The sequence below is a fragment of the Peribacillus sp. Hz7 genome (assembly GCF_042136355.1).
GTDB classification, from domain to species: Bacteria; Bacillota; Bacilli; order Bacillales; family DSM-1321; genus Peribacillus; species Peribacillus asahii_A.
Window position 1 is genome coordinate 150,585 of record NZ_JBHHJV010000008.1, and the last position, 20,409, is coordinate 170,993.

The 20,409-nt window shown below is 41.2% G+C and carries 23 protein-coding genes; 22 read left to right on the forward strand and 1 reads right to left on the reverse strand.

Translation table 11 applies throughout. From position 1 onward, the window contains the following. Positions 1–18: 18 nt before the first annotated feature. From atpE to spoIID, 22 genes are all read left to right on the forward strand, one after another. On the forward strand, positions 19–243 hold the full coding sequence (gene atpE, locus ACE199_RS13160; protein WP_119115786.1) for a F0F1 ATP synthase subunit C: 225 nt from the start codon (positions 19–21) through the stop codon (positions 241–243). Positions 244–393: 150 nt separating this feature from the next. Next, complete coding sequence (gene atpF / locus ACE199_RS13165) at positions 394–915, forward strand: F0F1 ATP synthase subunit B (protein ID WP_375350169.1); 522 nt, start codon at positions 394–396, stop codon at positions 913–915. Beyond that, a complete protein-coding gene (locus tag ACE199_RS13170; protein ID WP_127762204.1) occupies positions 912–1,448 on the forward strand; it encodes a F0F1 ATP synthase subunit delta in 537 nt (178 codons plus the stop codon). The genes atpF and ACE199_RS13170 overlap by 4 nt, the downstream gene beginning before the upstream one ends. Before the next feature lie 25 nt (positions 1,449–1,473). Further along, positions 1,474–2,982: a F0F1 ATP synthase subunit alpha gene (gene atpA, locus ACE199_RS13175; protein WP_252287539.1), complete on the forward strand. Its 1,509-nt coding sequence runs from the start codon at positions 1,474–1,476 to the stop codon at positions 2,980–2,982. A 36-nt stretch (positions 2,983–3,018) separates the two neighbouring features. Continuing rightward, a complete protein-coding gene (locus ACE199_RS13180) occupies positions 3,019–3,879 on the forward strand; it encodes a F0F1 ATP synthase subunit gamma (RefSeq protein WP_252282844.1) in 861 nt (286 codons plus the stop codon). A 90-nt stretch (positions 3,880–3,969) separates the two neighbouring features. Continuing rightward, the gene (gene atpD / locus ACE199_RS13185) at positions 3,970–5,367 is read left to right on the forward strand and encodes a F0F1 ATP synthase subunit beta (RefSeq protein ID WP_375350170.1); all 1,398 of its coding nucleotides are present in this window, start codon (positions 3,970–3,972) and stop codon (positions 5,365–5,367) included. Positions 5,368–5,392: 25 nt separating this feature from the next. Next, on the forward strand, positions 5,393–5,794 hold the full coding sequence (locus ACE199_RS13190) for a F0F1 ATP synthase subunit epsilon (protein ID WP_119115780.1): 402 nt from the start codon (positions 5,393–5,395) through the stop codon (positions 5,792–5,794). A 262-nt stretch (positions 5,795–6,056) separates the two neighbouring features. Next, the gene (locus ACE199_RS13195; RefSeq protein WP_127762200.1) at positions 6,057–6,434 is read left to right on the forward strand and encodes an NADH-quinone oxidoreductase subunit A; all 378 of its coding nucleotides are present in this window, start codon (positions 6,057–6,059) and stop codon (positions 6,432–6,434) included. Then, positions 6,425–6,937 (forward strand): NuoB/complex I 20 kDa subunit family protein, encoded by a 513-nt coding sequence (locus tag ACE199_RS13200; protein WP_119115778.1) that lies wholly within the window; start codon positions 6,425–6,427, stop codon positions 6,935–6,937. The genes ACE199_RS13195 and ACE199_RS13200 overlap by 10 nt, the downstream gene beginning before the upstream one ends. Further along, positions 6,938–7,645 (forward strand): NADH-quinone oxidoreductase subunit C, encoded by a 708-nt coding sequence (locus tag ACE199_RS13205; RefSeq protein WP_375350171.1) that lies wholly within the window; start codon positions 6,938–6,940, stop codon positions 7,643–7,645. 4 nt (positions 7,646–7,649) lie between these two features. Next, complete coding sequence (locus ACE199_RS13210) at positions 7,650–8,750, forward strand: NADH-quinone oxidoreductase subunit D (RefSeq protein ID WP_375350172.1); 1,101 nt, start codon at positions 7,650–7,652, stop codon at positions 8,748–8,750. Further along, positions 8,750–9,748, forward strand: coding sequence for an NADH-quinone oxidoreductase subunit NuoH (gene nuoH, locus ACE199_RS13215; RefSeq protein WP_375350173.1), 999 nt, complete (start codon positions 8,750–8,752; stop codon positions 9,746–9,748). The genes ACE199_RS13210 and nuoH overlap by 1 nt, the downstream gene beginning before the upstream one ends. 23 nt (positions 9,749–9,771) lie before the next feature. Beyond that, positions 9,772–10,191, forward strand: coding sequence for an NADH-quinone oxidoreductase subunit NuoI (gene nuoI / locus ACE199_RS13220; RefSeq protein WP_119115774.1), 420 nt, complete (start codon positions 9,772–9,774; stop codon positions 10,189–10,191). Continuing rightward, on the forward strand, positions 10,188–10,697 hold the full coding sequence (locus ACE199_RS13225) for an NADH-quinone oxidoreductase subunit J (RefSeq protein WP_127762196.1): 510 nt from the start codon (positions 10,188–10,190) through the stop codon (positions 10,695–10,697). Before nuoI ends, ACE199_RS13225 begins: the two co-directional genes overlap by 4 nt. 3 nt (positions 10,698–10,700) lie before the next feature. Continuing rightward, positions 10,701–11,015, forward strand: a complete 315-nt coding sequence (gene nuoK / locus ACE199_RS13230; protein ID WP_119115772.1) for an NADH-quinone oxidoreductase subunit NuoK — start codon at positions 10,701–10,703, stop codon at positions 11,013–11,015. Positions 11,016–11,061: 46 nt separating this feature from the next. After that, positions 11,062–12,903: an NADH-quinone oxidoreductase subunit L gene (nuoL, locus tag ACE199_RS13235; protein ID WP_375350174.1), complete on the forward strand. Its 1,842-nt coding sequence runs from the start codon at positions 11,062–11,064 to the stop codon at positions 12,901–12,903. Beyond that, positions 12,900–14,414 (forward strand): complex I subunit 4 family protein, encoded by a 1,515-nt coding sequence (locus tag ACE199_RS13240; protein ID WP_375350175.1) that lies wholly within the window; start codon positions 12,900–12,902, stop codon positions 14,412–14,414. The genes nuoL and ACE199_RS13240 overlap by 4 nt, the downstream gene beginning before the upstream one ends. Positions 14,415–14,418: 4 nt before the next feature. After that, complete coding sequence (nuoN, locus tag ACE199_RS13245; protein WP_375350176.1) at positions 14,419–15,948, forward strand: NADH-quinone oxidoreductase subunit NuoN; 1,530 nt, start codon at positions 14,419–14,421, stop codon at positions 15,946–15,948. Between the two features lie 150 nt (positions 15,949–16,098). Further along, positions 16,099–16,338, forward strand: coding sequence for a DUF1146 family protein (locus tag ACE199_RS13250; protein ID WP_119115768.1), 240 nt, complete (start codon positions 16,099–16,101; stop codon positions 16,336–16,338). 124 nt (positions 16,339–16,462) lie between these two features. Continuing rightward, positions 16,463–17,209, forward strand: coding sequence for a YwmB family TATA-box binding protein (locus tag ACE199_RS13255; protein WP_375350177.1), 747 nt, complete (start codon positions 16,463–16,465; stop codon positions 17,207–17,209). Between the two features lie 32 nt (positions 17,210–17,241). Next, positions 17,242–18,540 carry a UDP-N-acetylglucosamine 1-carboxyvinyltransferase gene (murA, locus tag ACE199_RS13260; RefSeq protein ID WP_375350178.1) on the forward strand — a complete coding sequence of 433 codons (1,299 nt, stop codon included), beginning with the start codon at positions 17,242–17,244 and terminating at the stop codon, positions 18,538–18,540. Between the two features lie 229 nt (positions 18,541–18,769). Then, complete coding sequence (spoIID, locus tag ACE199_RS13265) at positions 18,770–19,801, forward strand: stage II sporulation protein D (protein ID WP_375350179.1); 1,032 nt, start codon at positions 18,770–18,772, stop codon at positions 19,799–19,801. 18 nt (positions 19,802–19,819) lie between these two features. On the opposite strand, the gene ACE199_RS13270 is transcribed toward spoIID, so the two are convergent. Further along, complete coding sequence (locus ACE199_RS13270) at positions 19,820–20,245, reverse strand: VanZ family protein (protein WP_252292045.1); 426 nt, start codon at positions 20,243–20,245, stop codon at positions 19,820–19,822. Between the last annotated feature and the right edge of the window lie 164 nt (positions 20,246–20,409).

Here is a 20,409-nt window from a genome sequence, read left to right on the forward strand (position 1 = left end):
TCAAGGAGGAAATTTATCATGACAGGTTCTTTAGGTCTTATCGCTGCTGCAATCGCAGTTGGTTTAGGTGCATTAGGTGCTGGTATTGGTAACGGTCTTATCGTTGGTCGTACAATCGAAGGGATGGCTCGTCAGCCAGAAGCTCGTGGTATGCTTCAAACTACAATGTTCGTTGGGGTTGCGTTAGTTGAGGCCCTTCCAATCATCGCGGTAGTTATCGCATTCATCGTTATGGGTCAATAAGATAATTTTAAGAAGTTTAATAATGGCGAAGAGCATTCCAGGAGAACCTTCGCCATTGCTTTATGTTAACTTGAAACTTTTCTAGAATGTTATTGTGAAATAGAAACTTAAAGCTTCAATAGTGAATCTCATGAAGGGAGTGAATCGAGCGTGTTAACAAGCAATTTTGTACTTGGTGCAGCAGCAGCGCACTTTAATGGTGGAGATATCATTTATCAGCTTGTCGTGTTTATTGTTTTGTTAGCTTTGCTTAAAAAGTTTGCGTGGGGTCCTTTAATGGGCATCATGAAAGAACGTGAACAGCATGTTGCTAATGAAATCGAAGCAGCAGAAGCTAGCAGAAAAGAAGCGCTTCAATATTTAGAAGAGCAACGTGAAATCGTGAAGCAATCACGCACGGAAGCAACTCAACTGATCGAAAACGCGAAGAAACAAGGCGAGGCACAACGCGAAGATATTATTAATCAAGCTCGTGCAGAAGCTGAGCGTGTGAAAGAATCAGCAAAACGTGAAATCGTACAAGAGAAGGAAAAAGCAGTTGCAGCGTTACGTGAGCAAGTGGCATCCTTATCTGTTATGATTGCGTCGAAAGTGATTGAAAAAGAACTTTCAGTAGCGGATCAAGAGAAATTAATTAATGAATACATTCAAGAGGTAGGAGAAGAGCGATGAGCGATTTAGCAGTAGCCAAACGTTATGCTGTAGCTCTTTTCCAAATTGCGAAAGAGCAAAATCTTCTTGACCAAATTGAAGAAGAGCTTCGCACCGTTAAAGAAGTATTCTCAAATGATACGGACTTATTAGGCTTTTTAACGCATCCAAAATTAACAAGTGATGCAAAAAGAGACATTATCTCTAGTGCTTTTTCTAGTCTGTCAACATATGTTCAAAACACATTAAAGCTAATGGTTGAGCGTCATCGTTCTGATATGATTGCGCCAATGGCAGATGAGTTTGTTGAATTAGCAAATGAAGAAAAATCAGTAGCGGATGCAACTGTATATACAGTACGCCCACTAACTGAAGCAGAAACAGAAGCGGTTTCAACTTCATTCGCAAAGAAAATCGGTAAGAAAACTTTACGTATTACGAACATTACAGATAGCAATCTGTTAGGCGGAATCAAGCTGCAAATTGGCAACCGTATTTATGACGGTTCAGTGAGCGGAAAGCTTGATCGTTTAAGCAAACAACTATTAGGTTAGTATTCACAAGATAGGGGTGAAATTCATGAGCATCAAAGCTGAAGAAATCAGTGCACTGATTAAAAAACAGATTGAAAATTATCAATCTGAAATTAAAGTGAGCGATGTTGGTACGGTAATCTCTGTTGGTGACGGTATCGCACGTGTTCACGGTTTAGATAATGCGATGGCGGGAGAGCTTCTTGAATTTTCAAATGGTACAATGGGTCTAGCGCAAAACCTTGAGGAAAATAACGTAGGTATCGTTATTCTTGGACCATTCAGAGACATTCAAGAGGGCAGCGAAGTACGTCGTACAGGTAAAATCATGGAAGTACCAGTTGGGGAAGAATTAATTGGTCGTGTTGTAAACCCACTTGGACAACCATTAGATGGTCTTGGCCCAATTAATACAACAAAAACTCGTCCAATTGAGAGCCTTGCAACAGGTGTTATGGATCGTAAATCTGTTCATGAGCCACTACAAACAGGAATTAAAGCGATCGATGCTCTTGTACCAATCGGACGCGGACAACGTGAGTTAATCATCGGGGACCGTCAAACAGGTAAAACATCTGTCGCAATCGATACAATCCTTAACCAAGCAGACCAAGATATGATCTGTATCTATGTTGCTATTGGTCAAAAAGAATCAACAGTTCGTGGAACAGTTGAAACTTTACGTAAAAATGGTGCATTAGATTACACAATCGTTGTATCTGCATCTGCATCACAACCATCTCCAATGTTATACTTAGCTCCTTATGCTGGTGTATCAATGGCTGAGGAATTCATGTTCAGCGGTAAGCACGTTTTAATCGTATATGATGATCTTTCTAAACAAGCATCTGCATACCGTGAACTTTCCCTACTACTTCGTCGTCCTCCAGGTCGTGAAGCATTCCCAGGGGATGTATTCTACTTGCACTCACGCCTACTTGAGCGTGCTGCGAAATTGAACGATACATTAGGTGCTGGTTCAATCACAGCTCTTCCATTTGTTGAAACACAAGCAGGCGATATCTCTGCTTACATTCCAACAAACGTAATCTCCATCACAGATGGACAAATCTTCTTACAATCTGATTTGTTCTTCTCAGGTGTACGTCCTGCGATTAACGCTGGTCTTTCTGTATCACGTGTTGGTGGTTCAGCTCAAATCAAAGCAATGAAAAAAGTTGCTGGTACATTACGTCTTGACTTGGCTGCTTTCCGTGAGTTGGAAGCATTCGCTCAATTCGGTTCAGATCTTGATAAAGCGACAAAAGCGAAACTAGATCGCGGTGTTCGTACAGTTGAGGTTCTGAAACAAGACTTGAACAAGCCAATTAAAGTAGAGAAGCAAGTTATGATTCTTTTCGCTTTAACAAAAGGTCACTTAGATGATATTCCAGTAGCAGACATTCGTCGCTTTGAAGAAGAGTACTATGTATTCTTGGATAAAAATCATCCTGAATTATTAGATCATATTCGCACGACAAAAGGTCTTCCTGAAGATGCTGATATCGTAGCTGCGATTAACGAATTCAAAAAATCATTCGTAATCTCTGAATAATGAACTTTAAATAATTGAAAAGGGTGGTGAGAATCAATGGCCTCTTTGCGCGATATAAAGACTCGAATTAATTCGACTAAAAAGACAAGTCAAATTACGAAGGCGATGCAAATGGTATCTGCTTCGAAAATGAACCGTGCTGAAGCAAATGCAAAAGCATTTGTACCATACATGGAGAAAATTCAAGAAGTAGTAGCTAGTATCGCAAGCGGTAGTAATAATTCGTCGCACCCAATGTTAGTATCCCGTCCTGTAAAGAAAACTGGTTACCTTGTTATTACATCGGACCGTGGATTGGCAGGGGCATACAACAGTAGTGTGCTACGTCATGTGTATAAAACCATTCAAGAACGTCATACATCGAGTAATGAGTATGTCATTATCGCAATTGGAAGAATGGGTCGCGATTTCTTCGTCAACCGTGGTATCAATGTAGAGCTTGAAGTAACGGGAGTACCGGATCAGCCAAGTTTTGCTGATATCAACTCTTTAACGAAATCAACAGTGAATTTATACTTAAATGAACTGTGTGATGAGCTGTACATGTATTACAACCATTATGTCAGCCCAATCCAACAGGATGTAACGGAGAAGAAAGTTCTTCCGTTATCTGACATTAATTCTTCTGGCGGCAAATTGACTTCTTATGAGTTTGAACCGGATGAGGAAGCAATTCTTAAAGTATTACTGCCTCAATACGCGGAAAGCTTAATTTATGGTGCGTTGTTAGATGGTAAAGCAAGTGAGCACTCTGCACGTATGACAGCTATGAAAAATGCAACTGATAATGCGAAAGAGTTAATCTCAGCATTAGACTTGCAATATAACCGTGCTCGTCAAGCAGCAATTACGCAAGAAATTACGGAAATTGTTGGCGGAGCCGCTGCTTTAGAATAGAACATTTAGAAGGGACGGGTAGCTTCCGACGATTTGCTGCTCGTTCCATAATCTTGAATAGTCGTCACAGTAACGATAGGAGGGAAAACGATGAATTTAGGACGCGTTACCCAAATTATGGGTCCAGTTGTTGACGTTAAATTTGAAGATGGTCAACTTCCTAAGATCTATAACGCTTTAAGAATCGAAAAAACAGCGTCTGGCGAAGGTTTAACTCTTGAAGTAGCCCTTCAACTAGGTGATAATACTGTGCGTACAGTCGCAATGGCTTCTACTGACGGTCTAACTCGCGGTCAAGAAGTTGTAGATACAGGAGCCCCAATTTCTGTACCTGTAGGTGAAGTGACTCTAGGACGTGTATTCAACGTACTTGGAGAAGAAATTGACCTTGCAGAAGCAATCCCTGCTGATGCTCGTCGTGATCCAATTCACAGACAAGCTCCAGCATTTGATAAATTAACAACACAAGTTGAAATTCTTGAAACAGGTATTAAAGTAGTAGACCTTCTTGCTCCATATATCAAAGGTGGTAAAATCGGTCTATTCGGTGGTGCCGGTGTAGGTAAAACCGTACTAATCCAAGAATTAATCAACAATATCGCACAAGAACACGGCGGTATCTCTGTATTCGCCGGTGTTGGTGAGCGTACTCGTGAAGGAAATGACCTTTTCCACGAGATGAGCGATTCTGGCGTTATTAAGAAAACAGCGATGGTATTCGGTCAAATGAATGAGCCGCCTGGTGCACGTATGCGTGTTGCTTTATCTGGTCTAACAATGGCTGAATATTTCCGTGATGAACAAGGACAAGACGTTCTTTTCTTTATCGATAACATCTTCCGTTTCACACAAGCAGGTTCTGAGGTTTCAGCCCTTTTAGGTCGTATGCCTTCTGCGGTAGGTTACCAACCAACACTTGCTACTGAAATGGGTCAATTACAAGAACGTATTACATCTACTAGCGTTGGTTCTGTTACATCAATCCAAGCGATTTATGTACCAGCCGATGACTATACGGATCCAGCTCCAGCGACTACTTTTGCTCACTTGGATGCGACAACAAACCTTGAACGTAAATTATCTGAGATGGGTATTTACCCTGCGGTTGATCCATTAGCATCTTCTTCTCGCGCTCTTAGCCCTGAAGTTGTAGGTGCTGAGCACTATGAAGTTGCTCGTCGAGTTCAATCTACTCTACAAAAATATAGAGAACTTCAAGATATCATTGCGATCTTAGGTATGGATGAATTAAGCGAGGAAGACAAACTAACAGTTGCTCGTGCTCGTAGAATTCAATTCTTCTTATCGCAAAACTTCCACGTGGCTGAGCAGTTCACTGGACAAAAAGGTTCATACGTACCTGTTAAAGAAACAGTTAAAGGATTCAAAGAAATCCTTGAAGGTAAGTATGATGACCTTCCAGAAGATGCTTTCCGCTTAGTAGGAAGAATCGAAGAAGTTGTTGAACAAGCTAAAAAAATGGCTTAATTAAAGGGACCAAGGAGGGAATGAAATGAAGACAATTAAAGTCAGTGTAGTAACTCCCGATGGCCCAGTATATGATGCAGAAGTTGAAATGGTAAGTACAAAGGCAAAAAGCGGCGAGCTTGGAGTCATGGCTGGCCACGTTCCGATGGTCGCGCCTCTTGATATCGCAGCTGTACGTCTAAAAAAGGAGAATGGCACTGAGTATGTTGCCGTTAACGGTGGCTTCTTAGAAGTTCGTCCAGATGTCGTAACCATTTTAGCTCAATCTGCTGAAAGAGCTGAAACTATCGACGTTGCCCGCGCACAAGCTGCTAAAGCACGGGCTGAAAAAAGATTAGCAGACAATCAAGGAGCGATTGATGTGGAAAGAGCTGAATTAGCTTTAAAACGCGCAATTAATCGAATCCAGATTTCTGAAATGAAATAACAACTACCAAAGTACCTAGCTTTCTTTTATAAGAGGGTTAGGTGCTTTTTATTTTTCCCCTATATTATGTGAATGTGTTCTTTTATAGGTTAGGAATCTCATCAATTTCTGTCGAATACTGTCCATTTAGTTCTCCAATTGAATGTATACGCTTACATCCCTATTTCCTCAAGTCTTTTACTCATATCCCCTCTTTCTTGTGCATAATAATGAACCATAGCAAAATAGACAAGCCGATACTTTTTTTAAAAAGGAGCCCAACATGGATTCTCAATGGTATCTTTATCAAAATAATTATGTGATGGTGTTTGTTTTCCTTTGCCTTGGGATTTTATTACCCGTAATCGCTCTTTTTCTTGGTAAGCTGCTTCGACCACATAAACCGACTGAAGCAAAATATACAACTTATGAAAGTGGAGTCGAACCATTTCATGATTCTTGGGTTCAGTTTCATGTACGGTATTATTTATTTGGCTTACTATTTGTCATTTTTGATGTAGAAACAGTTTTTCTTTATCCATGGGCCGTTGCCTATGAAAAATTAGGAATCTTTGCTTTAGTAGAAATGCTCATTTTTGTGATGATGCTGCTCATTGGACTACTCTATGCTTGGAAGAAGAGGGTGTTGACATGGAAATGAATGTGCCAGGTGTTACGGATGCTGAATTACATGAGCTTCGCCAAAGTGTTTTTTTATCTACGCTTGAACAGCTTAAAGGCTGGGCAAGAAGCAACTCCTTGTGGCCGATGACGTTTGGGTTAGCGTGCTGTGCTATTGAAATGATGGGTGTTGGTTCATCGCACTATGATCTGGATCGCTTCGGTTCTTTCTTTCGTACCTCGCCTCGTCAATCAGATGTCATGATTGTGTCAGGGACGGTAACGAAAAAAATGGCTCCCATTTTAAGAAGGTTGTATGATCAAATGCCTGAGCCGAAATGGGTCATTGCGATGGGCTCCTGTGCAACAGCTGGCGGACCTTATGTATATTCCTACTCCGTCGTCAAAGGCGTCGATCAAATTGTTCCGGTGGATGTGTACATTCCAGGTTGCCCACCGAATCCAGCAGCACTCATTTATGGTATCCATAAGCTAAAAGAAAAGATTCGCTATGAAGCCAAAACGGGGAAGCGAGTGATGTAAATGGATGAGAACGAACTAACCCGATTAAAAAAAGAAGCTGCAGAAAAAGCGAAAGCAGCAGCTATCAAAAGAAGGCAAGAGAAAGAAAGGCAAGCATCAGAAAGCGGGCAGGATTTAGAACTGGCTAAGAAGAAAGCCGCTGCCGCCGCCAAAGCGAAGGCTGCCGCTGCTGCAAAGGCTAAAGCAAAAGCCGCTTCAACTGAGACAAAAGAAGAAGAAGCAAGTGTTGAACCATCACCGAATGAGCCGTTTCTTCAACACTATATACAGGTGATTGAAAGACAGGTAGGTGCAGATTCATTTGAAGAATACTATATTAATAGATTATCAAAAGACGTGCCAACCATTTTAGCCAAACCACACACCTATATGGATATCGCACAAGTGTTGAAACAGCACTTACACTTTGACTTTCTAGCTGAACTACATGGAACGGATTTCGAAACACATATGGAAGTGTATGTTTATTTATGCTCTTTACAGAATGGACAGTCTGTCGTTTTAAAGGTAAAGCTTGATCGAGACAATCCAATCATTTCATCGTTAGTTCCATTATGGAAAGGAGCTGATTGGCCAGAATGTGAGACATACGATTTACTCGGAATTCAATTTAGCGGGCATCCGAATTTAAAACGAATTCTCCTTGGTGAAGACTGGATTGGGTACCCGCTTCGAAAAGATTACAAGCCGCATGATGAGGAGGTGTAGTCGCATGTTACGTACAGAGGAAATGCTTCTGAATGTAGGTCCGCAGCACCCTAGTACGCATGGCGTGTTTCGACTTGTGATTAAAATTGAAGGAGAAATCATTAAAGAAGCAACACCTGTCATTGGTTATCTTCATCGCGGTACGGAAAAACTCGCAGAGAATTTACAATATACGCAAATTATTCCTTATACCGATCGTATGGATTATTTAGCAGCCATGACTAATAATTATGTACTGTGTCATGCAGTGGAAACGATGGCGAGCATTACAGTGCCAGACCGTGCCGAATACTTACGAGTCATCACCATGGAACTTGGGCGAATCGCCAGTCATCTTGTATGGTGGGGAACGTATTTATTAGATTTAGGGGCAACAAGTCCTTTTTTATACGCATTCCGTGAACGAGAAATGATTATTAATCTATTAAATGAACTATGCGGTGCCAGACTTACCTTCAACTATATGCGCGTCGGCGGGGTGAAATGGGATGCACCGGACGGGTGGATCGAGAAAGTTGAGGAGTTTATTCCATATATGAGAGAGCAGCTTCAAGGGTATCATCAACTTGTAACTGGCAATGAAATTTTTCTAAATCGAGTGAAAGGAGTCGGTACGTATACGCGAGAAGAGGCAATTGCTTATTCTTTAAGCGGTGCTAACTTACGGTGTACAGGAGTGAAAAGGGACTTACGTAAAGATGAACCGTATTCGATTTATGATCGCTTTTCCTTTGAGGTTCCTACACGTGAAGCGGGTGATGCGTGGTCACGCTATGAGTGTCGCATGGAAGAAATAGAAGAATCACTGAAAATCCTAGAGCAAGCGGTTGCTCAATTTCCGAGTGACGGTCCTATTTTAGCTAAAGTTCCGAAAATCATTAAACCACCAAAGGGAGAAGCCTTTATCAGAATTGAATCGCCGCGTGGTGAAATTGGCTGTTATATTGCGAGCGATGGGAAAAAGGAGCCCTATCGGCTTAAATTTCGTCGCCCTTCCTTTTATAATTTGCAAATTCTCTCGAAGTTGCTGGAAGGAGAAAATATGGCGAATTTAATTGCTATTTTAGGCGCGATTGATATTGTGCTCGGGGAGGTCGATGGATAATGATGCAAGAGTTGCTGCAATCAGCTCCAAGCTGGACGAATCTTGGCATCTTCTTCGGTTTAGCGGTCCTCTTTTTGTTTGTTGTACTAGGGTTTGTCACGTTTGCGATTTTATCGGAGCGGAAGATTATGGGGTTTATGCAGATGCGGATTGGACCTAATCAGGTTGGGGGAAGCTGGGGGCTTTTGCAGACAGTATCCGATGTGCTAAAGCTGCTGTTAAAGGAAGATACGATTCCGAAGAAAGCCGACCGGCCGCTTTATATATTAGCTCCTGTCCTTGCCTTTGCTCCTGCTTTTATGGTGCTGGCGACGCTCCCGTTTACGAATCAATTTCAGTTTGCAGATATCGGTGTAGGTCTTCTTTATTATATAGCGATTTCAGGGATTACGACCATCGGGGTTGTAACAGCAGGATGGGCTTCTAACAATAAGTATTCATTAATGGGCGGAATGCGTGCGGCTGCTCAAATGATTTCTTATGAAATTCCTCTTGTAATGTCGCTTGTAGGCGTGGTGCTGTTAGCAGGCAGTTTGAATTTAAGAGAAATCGTAGCGGCTCAGGAAGATATTTGGTTTATCTTTTTACAACCAGTCGGATTTATTGTGTTCTTTATCGCAGCGATTGCTGAATTAAATCGTGTCCCATTTGATCTTCCAGAAGCAGAGTCAGAACTTGTGGCAGGATTTCATGTAGAATATTCCGGTTTCCGCTGGGCATTTTTTATGCTAGCGGAATATGTGTATATGTTTGCGATGGCAACTTTAACAACGCTGCTCTTTTTAGGCGGGTGGCATTCACTTCCGTTTTTAGACTTTATTCCAGGCGCTGTTTCATTTGCGCTAAAATTTAGCGTTGTTATTTATGTCCTCATTTGGATTCGAGTTTCTTTTCCGCGTCTACGTGCAGACCAGCTTATGGAATTCGCTTGGAAGGTATTATTACCGATTGCTTTAGCGAATATCTTCTTAACGGCTCTTTTGAAAGAGTTATTTTAAAAAAGTGAAGGGAGGTCCCGCTCATGTTCGGATTAGCAAAAGGATTAGCGTATACATTAAAAAACTTATCGCGGAAAAAAGTGACCTATTCATATCCTGATGAACCATTGCCGCTTCCTGATCGGTTTCGTGGCATCCAAAAGTTTTATCCAGACAAATGCATCGTCTGCAATATGTGTGTAAACATTTGTCCAACGGATTGCATTCAATTAACAGGTGTGAAAAATCCAGATCCTACGAAGAAGGGAAAAGTGATTTCCACCTATGATATTAACTTTGAAATTTGCATTTTATGTGATCTTTGCACAGAGGTCTGTCCAACTGAAGCGATTGTGATGACAAATAAATTTGAGTTAGCGGAATATAGCCGGGATGAACTATTTAAAGACTTACAATGGCTTGATGAAAATGACCAGCATGTTCGAAAGGAGAATAAAGTATGAGTGTTTCCGGTGAAATGCTCGCTTTTCTGGGGTTAGCCTTTGTTGCTGTTTTAGGAGGCATTTTACTGATTCAGCTAACGAAAGTCGTTCATATGGTCCTTGCGCTTGTGTTTACTTTTGTCAGTATTGCGGGGATTTACTTGTTGTTATCAGCTGAGTTTGTGGCCGTTGTTCAAATTTTACTGTATTCAGGAGCGATTACGATTGTGATGCTGTTTGGGATTATGCTCACAAACAATCAAAAGCAGGAGGAAGAAAAGGGAAACGGGTGGCGTAAAATTCTTTTGCTGCTTGGGATTCTCGGCTTTGCCTTTGCTGTGTATATCGGGATTTATAACTTAGATATCCCTGTTCAACCGACAACGTTACATGAAGCAAATACAGAGCAGATTGGGATTGCGTTATTTTCAAAGTTTATGATTCCATTTGAGCTGATGTCGGTGTTGCTGCTCGTTGCTTTAGTAGGAGCGATTGTATTAGCCAAAAAAGATGATGAGGGGGCATAAGTGATGACATCAGTCCCGTTGTCTGCGTATCTTGTTTTAGCGCTTATTTTATTTTGTATTGGGTTATACGGTGCCTTAACGAAGAGAAATACGGTTATTGTACTCATTTCGATTGAGCTGATGTTAAATGCCGTTAATATTAATCTCGTTGCTTTTAGTAAATTTGGAATGACGCCAGCCATTACAGGGCAAGTCTTTTCTTTATTTACGATGACCATTGCAGCAGCAGAGGCAGCGGTGGGCCTAGCGATTTTAATGGCATTGTATCGTAATCGTAAAACGGTTCATATCGACGAAATGAATACGATGAAGCATTAATCGTATCCGTGTCAAACAAGCCTGTTGAAAAAGGAGTTGGATAGTCATGGTCGACAATGCTTGGCTGATACCGCTTTTTCCGCTCGCCTCATTTTTCCTATTGCTTCTATTTGGCAAGCGTTTGGGCTCGCGAAGTGCAGAGGTTGGCAGTCTACTTACGTTTGTGTCCTTTATATGTGCAGCTGTTGTTTTCACTAAGAGTTTACACGATTCAAGCTATAAACAAACGTTCAATTGGCTGACAGTTGGAGATACGCAGATTACAGTTGGTTTTGAACTGAACCCATTGAATGTTCTCATGCTCGTACTTGTTTCGTTTATTAGTTTTCTCGTTCATATGTATTCAAAAGGGTATATGAACGGAGAAAAACGAATCTCCACTTTTTATGCTTACTTAGGGCTTTTCACGTTTGCGATGCTAGCTCTTGTTATGTCTCCTAATTTGCTTCAATTATATGTTTTTTGGGAGCTTGTTGGTTTAGGCTCGTTCTTGTTAATCGGCTTTTATTTTCATAAACAAGAAGCCAAACGAGCGGCGAAAAAGGCCTTTATTATGACAAGAATTGGGGATATGGGCCTCCTCATTGGGATGATTCTTTTATTCTGGCAAACACGCAGCTTTGAATATAGCGCTATTTTTCAAGCGGTGAAAGCGGGAGACATATCGCAATCATTACTCACGTTTATTGCGATTATGATCTTTGTCGGTGCGGTCGGTAAGTCTGGACAATTTCCTTTACACACCTGGCTTCCGGATGCGATGGAAGGGCCCACTCCTGTATCTGCCCTTATTCATGCAGCAACAATGGTTGCAGCGGGTGTGTATTTAGTCGCTGCCATGTATCCTTTATTTCAAGCCAGTGAAATAGCCCTCTTAGTCGTAGCGGTGACAGGTGGTCTGACCGCTTTGTTTGCCGCAAGCATCGCGGTTTTCCAAACAGATGTGAAGCGGATTCTTGCTTATTCAACGATGAGTCAGCTTGGGTTTATGTTTCTTGCACTTGGTACGGCAGGGTATGTTGCGGCGGTCTTTCATTTAGTAACACATGCTTTTTTTAAAGCCCTCCTTTTTCTTGCAGCTGGAAGTGTCATTCATGCTGTGCATACACAAAATATCGAGAAAATGGGCGGGCTTTGGAAGAAGTTGCGATGGACAGGACCTTTATTCTTAATCGGGACGTTGGCCATTTCAGGAGTCCCGCTATTATCAGGGTTTTTTAGTAAAGAGGAAATTCTTCTTTCTGTTTGGGAGAACGGGAATTATTTCTTATTTACGCTGGCGCTCCTTACTTCGCTTTTAACAGCCTTTTATATGTTTCGTTTATTTTTTTCCATCTTTGGCGGGGAAGAGAGGACACCCCTCCATGCTGTGAAGGAATCACCTATGATCATGTGGCTGCCAATGACCATTCTCGCCGTTTTTTCGATTGGCATTGGCTATGTTCAAACACCGTGGTTCGGCACATTTCTTGGAGATTGGCTGACAAATGCAAACAGTCATCATGAATCCTCGCTTTGGCTCATGCTTATTGCGACCATTGTTTCGGGAATCGGTATAGGGATTGCTTATATGCTGCACCGAAGAGGCAGCTTGCTTACAGGAGGTAAGTCGATTGCCTATCGAATAGTTGTCAATAAATATTATATCGATGAATTGTATGAACGAACCATAATTGTATCAACAAAAGCCATTAGCCGTAGTTTTTTTTATATAGAACGATATGTAATAGATGGTTTTCTATTGGTTGTGATCCGGATTACTCGTATTTTTGCGAAGAAGGCAACAAAGCTGCAATCGGGACAAGTACAGCAGTATGGCGCAATTGCCTTTCTTAGCTTAGCTGTCTTAGTGGTCGTATATTTGGTTGCAGGGGGGTACTTGCGATGAATGACTATTTGCTTCCCTTATTAGTATTCTCACCAGTCATCGGGATGATTATGATTTGGTTGATGCCAAAAACAGAGGAAAAAACACTAAAGCAATTTGGGTGGATTGGTACATTAATGCCGCTGTTGATCTCATTATTTCTTTATCAACAATGGCTGACGGGTGTTTCACTATCTTCTTATCAGATTAAATGGAAGTGGATTCAGTTTGGTAATTTAGCGATGTATGATGACACCTTGTATACAGTTGATTTTGAATTAAGCCTTGATGGATTTAGCCTGGTGTTTATCCTATTAACAACGGTTTTGTCGATGCTTGCAGCACTGGCTTCCTTTTATATTAAAACAGAATGGAAAGGCTACTTTTTGTTGTTCTTGCTGCTCGAAATCGGGATGTTAGGTGTGTTTATGGCAGATAATTTACTTTTATTCTTCCTCTTCTTTGAAGTGACATTTGTTTCTCTTTTCTTCTTAATCGGAAGATGGGGGTATCTAAATAAGGAGAAGGCGGCCTATCATTTTCTCGTCTATAACGGCATTGGCTCTGTCTTATTGTTATTTGTAATTGCAACGTTATTTGTTCGAGTAGGAACAACGAATATTGATGCGTTAACGCATATTTTAAATGTGGGTGATGTAGCGCTATTAGCACCGATCTCTCCTTTCTTGACGGACGTGCTTTGTATCCTGCTCTTTATCGCTTTTGCAATTAAATTGCCGGTCTTTCCGTTTCATAGTTGGATGGTTCGTGTACATCGTGAAGCAGCGCCGCCTGTTGTCATGCTTCATGCAGGCGTACTGTTGAAAATTGGGGCTTACGGCATGATTCGTTTTGGCCTTGGAATCTTTCCAGAACAGGTGGAAAAGCTCGCGCTGCTGTTTATGATTGTCGGGGTTATCAGCTTTTTATATGGAGCGTTTTTGGCGCTCATTCAAACGGATTTAAAGCTTGTTTGGGCGTATTCCTCCGTATCACATATGGGCATTGTTTTATTCGGGTTTGGAACGCTTAATGACGCAGGTCTTCAAGGTGCTGTTTTTCAAGTCGTCTCTCATGGTGCGATTGCCGCGCTTCTGTTTTTCTTAATTGCGCTATTATATGAGCGGACAGGAACAACAGAATTGAATGAACTGGGAGGCTTGGCTGCACATATGCCTATTTTCTCAGGTGTGCTTCTGACGGCAGGGCTAGCGGCGCTTGGTTTACCTGGGATGTCAGGATTTATTAGTGAATTTATGGCCTTTTTGGGGCTCTTTAAAGAACAAATGCTGTTAGCCATCATCGCTGTAATCGGGCTTATTTTAACAGCAGCTTATACGCTGAGAGCGGTTTTAAAAATAACGTTTGGAAAAAAGACATACTCCGTGACTTGGAGGGATGTGCAGGGCATCGAGTATGTGCCCATTATCATTTTGTTTACGGTTATTGTAGCGATTGGGGTTTATCCGATGTGGCTTGGTCAACTAGTGCAAGAGGATATTACGACATGGCTGTTAAGGATCGGAGGATGATGAAATGGATATGAAAACCGTGCTCTCATATGAATGGGGCGCCATGATGCCAGAATTTATAATCCTTGGGACAGCGATTCTTTTATCCTTATTTGACTTATTTGCACCGAAGCGATTCAACCGGAGGCCGCTCGCTTGGTTTGCGCTAATAGGCATTGCGCTTGCTTTCGTATCACTTATCAGTTTGCTGCCGTTAGCAGAAACGAGTATTTTAGCAGATACATTTCGTCTGGATTCTTTTGCAAAGGCCAGTAAGCTTCTTTTATTAATAGGAGCAGGTCTTGTGATTGTATTGGCGGCAAGTCATTCAGCTAATGATGGTTTACGAGACTATCAAGGAGAGTTTTATTATTTATTTTTAGCTGCTTTACTTGGTGCTATGATGATGACATCGAGCGGTGACTTAATTACGTTAGTTGTTGGGTTAGAGTTGCTGTCTATTTCTTCTTATATATTGGCAGGGATGAAGAAGAAAAATCTGAAGTCTAATGAAGCGGCATTAAAATATGTAGTGATGGGCGGCATTTCAACAGCGATTACATTGTTTGGCATGAGTTATTTATATGGATTAACCGGTTCGACGAATTTAGGAGAGATGAGTGAAACGATGGCGAGAGTAAGTGATAGCCAAGTGCTCTATTTACTCGGTCTAGCTTTCTTTATGGTTCTTGTCGGGTTGTCCTTTAAGCTGGCAACAGCACCGTTTCATATGTGGGCACCAGATGTGTATGAAGGCGCCCCTACGCCAGTAACAGCATTTTTAAGTGTGATTTCTAAAATAGCGGGCTTTGTCATTTTGTTACGCTTGTTATTATCGCTCTTCCTTACAGCATCGGGTGACACGCTCGGAACGGTGACGTTTTTAGAGCAAAATCGCGTGTTTATTGCCGTTTTAGCTGGGGCGACGATGATTATTGGGAATGTATTAGCGTTAAGGCAGCAAAATGTGAAGAGATTACTGGCTTATTCAGGCATCGCTCATGCAGGCTACTTGTTAGTAGCAGTAGCCACATTAGGGGGCGGCTACTTTTTATTAGATACGGTTTGGTTTTACTTTCTTGCCTATTTATTGATGAATATCGGAGCCTTTGCTGTGTTTCAATGGTTAGCAGATGCAAATGGTTCGGAACAAAGGCTTATTTTTGCAGGATTAGCGAAACGGTCTCCCGCAGCAGCGGTCGCTATGACCATTTTTCTTCTTTCATTAGCAGGCATTCCAGGAACGGCAGGGTTTATTGGAAAGTTTCATATTTTTCTAGGGGCGCTGTTAGGAAGTACGCCAACGGATTATATTCTAGCTAGCATTCTATTAGCGACGACGATTCTTTCCTATGTGTATTATTTTAGTTTACTCGTTCAAATCTTTTTTCGCCCAGCTGCAACAAAAGAAGCGGTGCGGTTCCCTGTTAGCTTGATGATTGTACTTCTTGTTTGTGTAGTGGGTACAATGATTTTTGGACTTGCTCCAAATATGGCATTAGATTTTCTTCATCAACATTTTGGTGACTTTACGGACTTTATCTCCATGGAGTAATCGAATGATATAGAAGAAGGGGCTTGCACGTGTAGAAGGCAAGCCTTTTTATCCTGTCGAAAAATATTTTTGCGTAATTGAGATGATTAATTCCAAATTAAAGGGTGTTTTGTGATAGAATGAACATTGTATGTATATAGGAGGGTTTATATGTTTTCAGCAATTGGCCAACAAGCCTTACTCAGTATGATTGTACATCTATGTTTTATTGCAGTAACTTGGTGGGCTTTGCAAGCGTTAAACTTTCAGAAGCTTTTACGATCGAACGCGGTCTTACAAGCGAGAGTATTATATATTTTATTAACGATTGCGATTGGATCAGTTGTGAGTAATTTCTTCCTTGATTACCTAGTTTTTGCGAAACAGCTGCCATATATATTCAATCAGTAAGCAACATGTACTGTGTATAACTATCTATTTCTAGTTACTTAACGAGCATGTCATCAATTGGCGAAAAAAATGGAGTATGAACTCCCTTCCACTGGCAAGAATGATAGGAGGGAGGGGATTTAACATGTATAAATGGAACAATAAAATGTTAACATACATATTATTTAGCAGCCTGTTGGTGATGGTGTGGGGGAACAGTACAACTGTGGCGAAGGATCAATTAGATATTGTTACAATCGCTGAACATCTAGAAAAAGAAGAGAATGTAAGCATAGAAGAGTGGTCTGTATTTGCGAGAGAAGTAAATAACGAGATTGCTACAAAAGAAGAGTTTGAGAGAAAAGTGCATACTTTAAAACAAAAGTATCCGGACTTTCAATGGAGCTTTTTCGATGAGGGTGATGCTTGGAAGGCAGAAGCAACATTCAGCCACGGATCTCATCTGACAGAATCAATCAGAATGGTTACAACAAAGGAACATGCGAACATCGTTACCTATATCATATATGAAGTAAAGGGGTACAAATGGGACAAAGGATATCCCCATTTCTTAATTACAACCCTTGAACACAGGATGAATGGCATATTTATGGATACTCCTTCAGTTTTTGCTTGTATGGAAGGGTATATCAGTGATAATATGAATTCGGCTTTACCTGCACAAATGGAAAAATTGTTACAAAGATTTAATGCAAGCGAAATAGAGGGTGTAGAGGATGAGAACTTTGTTTCTACTTCTGCTCATTCTACCTTATTTACACAAAGTTTAAAGAATACTAAAATCAATATGCAACTTGGTTTACGGACAGATGGATTGGGCGCAAGGACAAGTTTTGTTATTGGCACACCCATCATTACGTTTGAATATTAATATAGAGAAAATGGACGCGGAGGGGAATACTTTTGGAAAAAATCATTGTCCGCGGCGGAAAACGGCTTAGCGGAACAGTTAAAGTAGAAGGGGCTAAGAACGCTGTTTTGCCGGTGCTCGCTGCAACCTTATTAGCAAGCGATGGAAAAAGTATCATTCATGATGTTCCAACGCTCTCCGATGTATATACAATTAACGAAGTTTTGCGCAACTTGAATGCAGAGGTTGCCTTTCACAATAATCAAGTAACTGTAGATGCATCAAAGGAGCTTTTAGAAGAAGCGCCATTTGAATATGTACGTAAAATGCGCGCGTCTGTATTAGTAATGGGTTCACTACTTGCAAGAACTGGCCGGGCTCGTGTAGCATTGCCTGGCGGCTGTGCGATTGGTTCACGTCCAATTGATCAGCATTTAAAAGGCTTTGAAGCAATGGGAGCAAAGGTGAAGGTCGGGAACGGCTTCATTGATGCGGAAGTAGAAGGCGGATTAAAAGGTGCAAGAGTTTACCTTGACTTTCCAAGTGTAGGTGCTACAGAAAATATTATGATGGCTGCTACATTGGCTGAAGGTACAACAATTTTAGAAAACGTTGCAAAGGAACCGGAAATTGTTGATTTAGCGAACCTTTTGAATAAAATGGGAGCTAAGGTCAAAGGAGCTGGAACGGCAACGATAAAAATTGAAGGTGTCAAGAAATTATATGGTGCCGAGCATACGATTATTCCTGATCGTATTGAGGCAGGTACATTTATGACAGCGGCTGCGATTACAGGTGGAAACGTACTTGTTAAAGGAGCCGTTCCTGAACATCTAACTTCTTTGATTGCAAAGATGGTAGAAATGGGTGTTGAGATTACGGAAGAAGAGGACGGCTTACGTGTAATTGGGCCAGAAAAGTTAAAAGCTGTCGATATTAAAACGATGCCGCATCCAGGTTTTCCAACAGATATGCAATCACAAATGATGGCCTTGCTTCTTCGTGCAGAAGGAACAGGGATGATTACAGAAACAGTGTTCGAAAACCGTTTTATGCATGTAGAAGAATTCCGTAGAATGAATGCAAACATCAAGATTGAAGGGCGTTCTGTTATTACAAATGGTCCATCTGATTTACAAGGTGCTGAAGTAGCAGCAACTGATTTACGAGCGGCTGCAGCGTTAATTTTAACAGGTCTTGTTGCAGATGGCATTACACGTGTAACAGAATTGAAGCATTTAGATCGAGGCTATGTGAATTTCCATGGCAAGTTAGCTGCACTCGGAGCTGAAATCGAACGTGTGACAGAGGTAACGCCAACGGAAACGGTTGCTTTGGATATTAATGCGTAATAGATAGAGAGACTGCGATGAATCGCAGTCTTTTTTCTGTTTTTCGATAAGGAATCCCGCCAAATCCTCTGATAATCCCGCTAAATTTGCAAAAAATCCCGCCAATTTTCGAGATAATCCCGCCAAATTCGTGAAAAATCATGCCAATTGATTATTTTAGTTCTACTTGCTTGTCCACTTCCATACATTTATGAGGAGAGTAGAAAATGTGTAGGGAGGCCAAGGAACTTTGAAAGCACTTAAACCGATGTTCATGCTAGTAGTCGTTGTAATCGTCGTGATCATCCTCCTTCCAGCTATGCTTGTGCTTCCGTTTTCCAATGATACAACGTTTGGGAAATTAACGGAAAATATTGAACAAAAGGCAACGAATGAACAAAGTAAGGAGAAGATGAAAGAGCCGGCTGTCGAAGTAGCTGTGCTTCGAACAACGTCTAAGCAAGTTCAAAAACTACCGCTTGAATCGTATTTAATTGGTGTCGTTGCAGCTGAAATGCCCGTTCACTTTGAAAAAGAAGCGTTGAAAGCTCAAGCATTAACAGCTAGAACGTATATTGTCAACCAGCTTATTCAAGGAGACCGAACAGGGTTACCAGCTAATGCAGATGTAAGTGACGGTGAAAACCACCAGGTATATAAAAGCGATCAAGAGCTAAAAGAGTTATGGGGCTCTCAGTATAAACAGAACCTTCAAAAGATAAAGGGAGCTGTGCAGGAGACAGCGGGGCAGATTTTAACATATGATGGTGATCCTATTACAGCTACTTTTTTTTCCACGAGTAACGGATATACGGAAAACTCTGAAGAATATTGGAAAGCTGCTTATCCTTATTTAAAAAGTGTTTCAAGCCCTTGGGATACAGAGTCTCCGAAATTTTATAACAAAGTCGCGATGACAGTGGCAGATTTTGAACAAAAATTAGGTGTGAATGTTCCGAGTGGGACAGAAGTTGGAACGGTTGTTGAACGGACAGCAGGGAAAAGAGTAGGAGTTGTAAGAATTAACGGAAAAGAATTAACAGGGAAGCAAATTCGGGAAAAACTACATTTAATGTCCTCTGATTTTAGCTGGGAACGTCAAGGTAATCAAATTATCATTACGACAAAAGGGTATGGCCACGGAGTAGGAATGAGCCAATATGGAGCGAACGGCATGGCTCAGGAGGGAAAAAGCTATAAAGACATCGTAAAGTATTATTATAAAGGTATTACGATTCAGTCATCAAACAAGTGGGTGAATACGCTAACAGTAAAAAAATAAGAGCTGGGATTCCAGCTCTTATTTTTTGTCGGTTAATTTTTCAATAATTGTTAAGAAGCCTCGCTTACGCTTGAAATAGTGATATTGAACGTGGAAATAAGCAGCAAGCACTCCGATGATATCTTTAACGACATCAATCAGTGTAGCAGAACGCGCTGGCACAAATGATTGATGGATTTCATCAACAATTCCATACAGGCTAGCGGCAATCGCAGCCAGGAGGCTCAAACTAGCTGTTAGCTTGTGGTTGGCAGCAAAAGCGGCCACAAACAGCATATACAAAATGGCAAAGGCCACTAAGTGAAGTGCTTCTTTTACGAAGCGATCTGTTGCCGATGAAGGCAACTCAATAAACGTATCATCCGGCATGCTCGACATGACCCAAATGGCAATCATATAAAGGAGCGGTAATAGCGTCAACGTAACGCGAAAAGCTTTCTGCATCTACAAAACATCCTTTGTTATCTATACTATTAGTCATTTTAACAGGAAATACAGCAGAGTGGAATGAACAAGCGAGATTATCTCAGCAAATGTCGTCATAATTTTACCATTTCAAATTTCTTTGCATAAAAGGAATACCTTTGTCACAAAATAAATCTAAAAAT

What these genes read in the sequence shown, in the direction of transcription:
- atpE (WP_119115786.1), top strand. Translation starts at nt 19, where the DNA reads ATGACAGGTTCTTTAGGTCTTATCGCTGCTGCAATCGCAGTTGGTTTA.
- ACE199_RS13170 (WP_127762204.1), top strand. Translation starts at nt 912, where the DNA reads ATGAGCGATTTAGCAGTAGCCAAACGTTATGCTGTAGCTCTTTTCCAA.
- atpA (WP_252287539.1), top strand. Translation starts at nt 1,474, where the DNA reads ATGAGCATCAAAGCTGAAGAAATCAGTGCACTGATTAAAAAACAGATT.
- ACE199_RS13180 (WP_252282844.1), top strand. Translation starts at nt 3,019, where the DNA reads ATGGCCTCTTTGCGCGATATAAAGACTCGAATTAATTCGACTAAAAAG.
- atpD (WP_375350170.1), top strand. Translation starts at nt 3,970, where the DNA reads ATGAATTTAGGACGCGTTACCCAAATTATGGGTCCAGTTGTTGACGTT.
- ACE199_RS13190 (WP_119115780.1), top strand. Translation starts at nt 5,393, where the DNA reads ATGAAGACAATTAAAGTCAGTGTAGTAACTCCCGATGGCCCAGTATAT.
- ACE199_RS13195 (WP_127762200.1), top strand. Translation starts at nt 6,057, where the DNA reads ATGGATTCTCAATGGTATCTTTATCAAAATAATTATGTGATGGTGTTT.
- ACE199_RS13200 (WP_119115778.1), top strand. Translation starts at nt 6,425, where the DNA reads ATGGAAATGAATGTGCCAGGTGTTACGGATGCTGAATTACATGAGCTT.
- ACE199_RS13205 (WP_375350171.1), top strand. Translation starts at nt 6,938, where the DNA reads ATGGATGAGAACGAACTAACCCGATTAAAAAAAGAAGCTGCAGAAAAA.
- ACE199_RS13210 (WP_375350172.1), top strand. Translation starts at nt 7,650, where the DNA reads ATGTTACGTACAGAGGAAATGCTTCTGAATGTAGGTCCGCAGCACCCT.
- nuoH (WP_375350173.1), top strand. Translation starts at nt 8,750, where the DNA reads ATGATGCAAGAGTTGCTGCAATCAGCTCCAAGCTGGACGAATCTTGGC.
- nuoI (WP_119115774.1), top strand. Translation starts at nt 9,772, where the DNA reads ATGTTCGGATTAGCAAAAGGATTAGCGTATACATTAAAAAACTTATCG.
- ACE199_RS13225 (WP_127762196.1), top strand. Translation starts at nt 10,188, where the DNA reads ATGAGTGTTTCCGGTGAAATGCTCGCTTTTCTGGGGTTAGCCTTTGTT.
- nuoK (WP_119115772.1), top strand. Translation starts at nt 10,701, where the DNA reads ATGACATCAGTCCCGTTGTCTGCGTATCTTGTTTTAGCGCTTATTTTA.
- nuoL (WP_375350174.1), top strand. Translation starts at nt 11,062, where the DNA reads ATGGTCGACAATGCTTGGCTGATACCGCTTTTTCCGCTCGCCTCATTT.
- ACE199_RS13240 (WP_375350175.1), top strand. Translation starts at nt 12,900, where the DNA reads ATGAATGACTATTTGCTTCCCTTATTAGTATTCTCACCAGTCATCGGG.
- nuoN (WP_375350176.1), top strand. Translation starts at nt 14,419, where the DNA reads ATGGATATGAAAACCGTGCTCTCATATGAATGGGGCGCCATGATGCCA.
- ACE199_RS13250 (WP_119115768.1), top strand. Translation starts at nt 16,099, where the DNA reads ATGTTTTCAGCAATTGGCCAACAAGCCTTACTCAGTATGATTGTACAT.
- ACE199_RS13255 (WP_375350177.1), top strand. Translation starts at nt 16,463, where the DNA reads ATGTATAAATGGAACAATAAAATGTTAACATACATATTATTTAGCAGC.
- ACE199_RS13270 (WP_252292045.1), bottom strand. Translation starts at nt 20,245, where the DNA reads ATGCAGAAAGCTTTTCGCGTTACGTTGACGCTATTACCGCTCCTTTAT.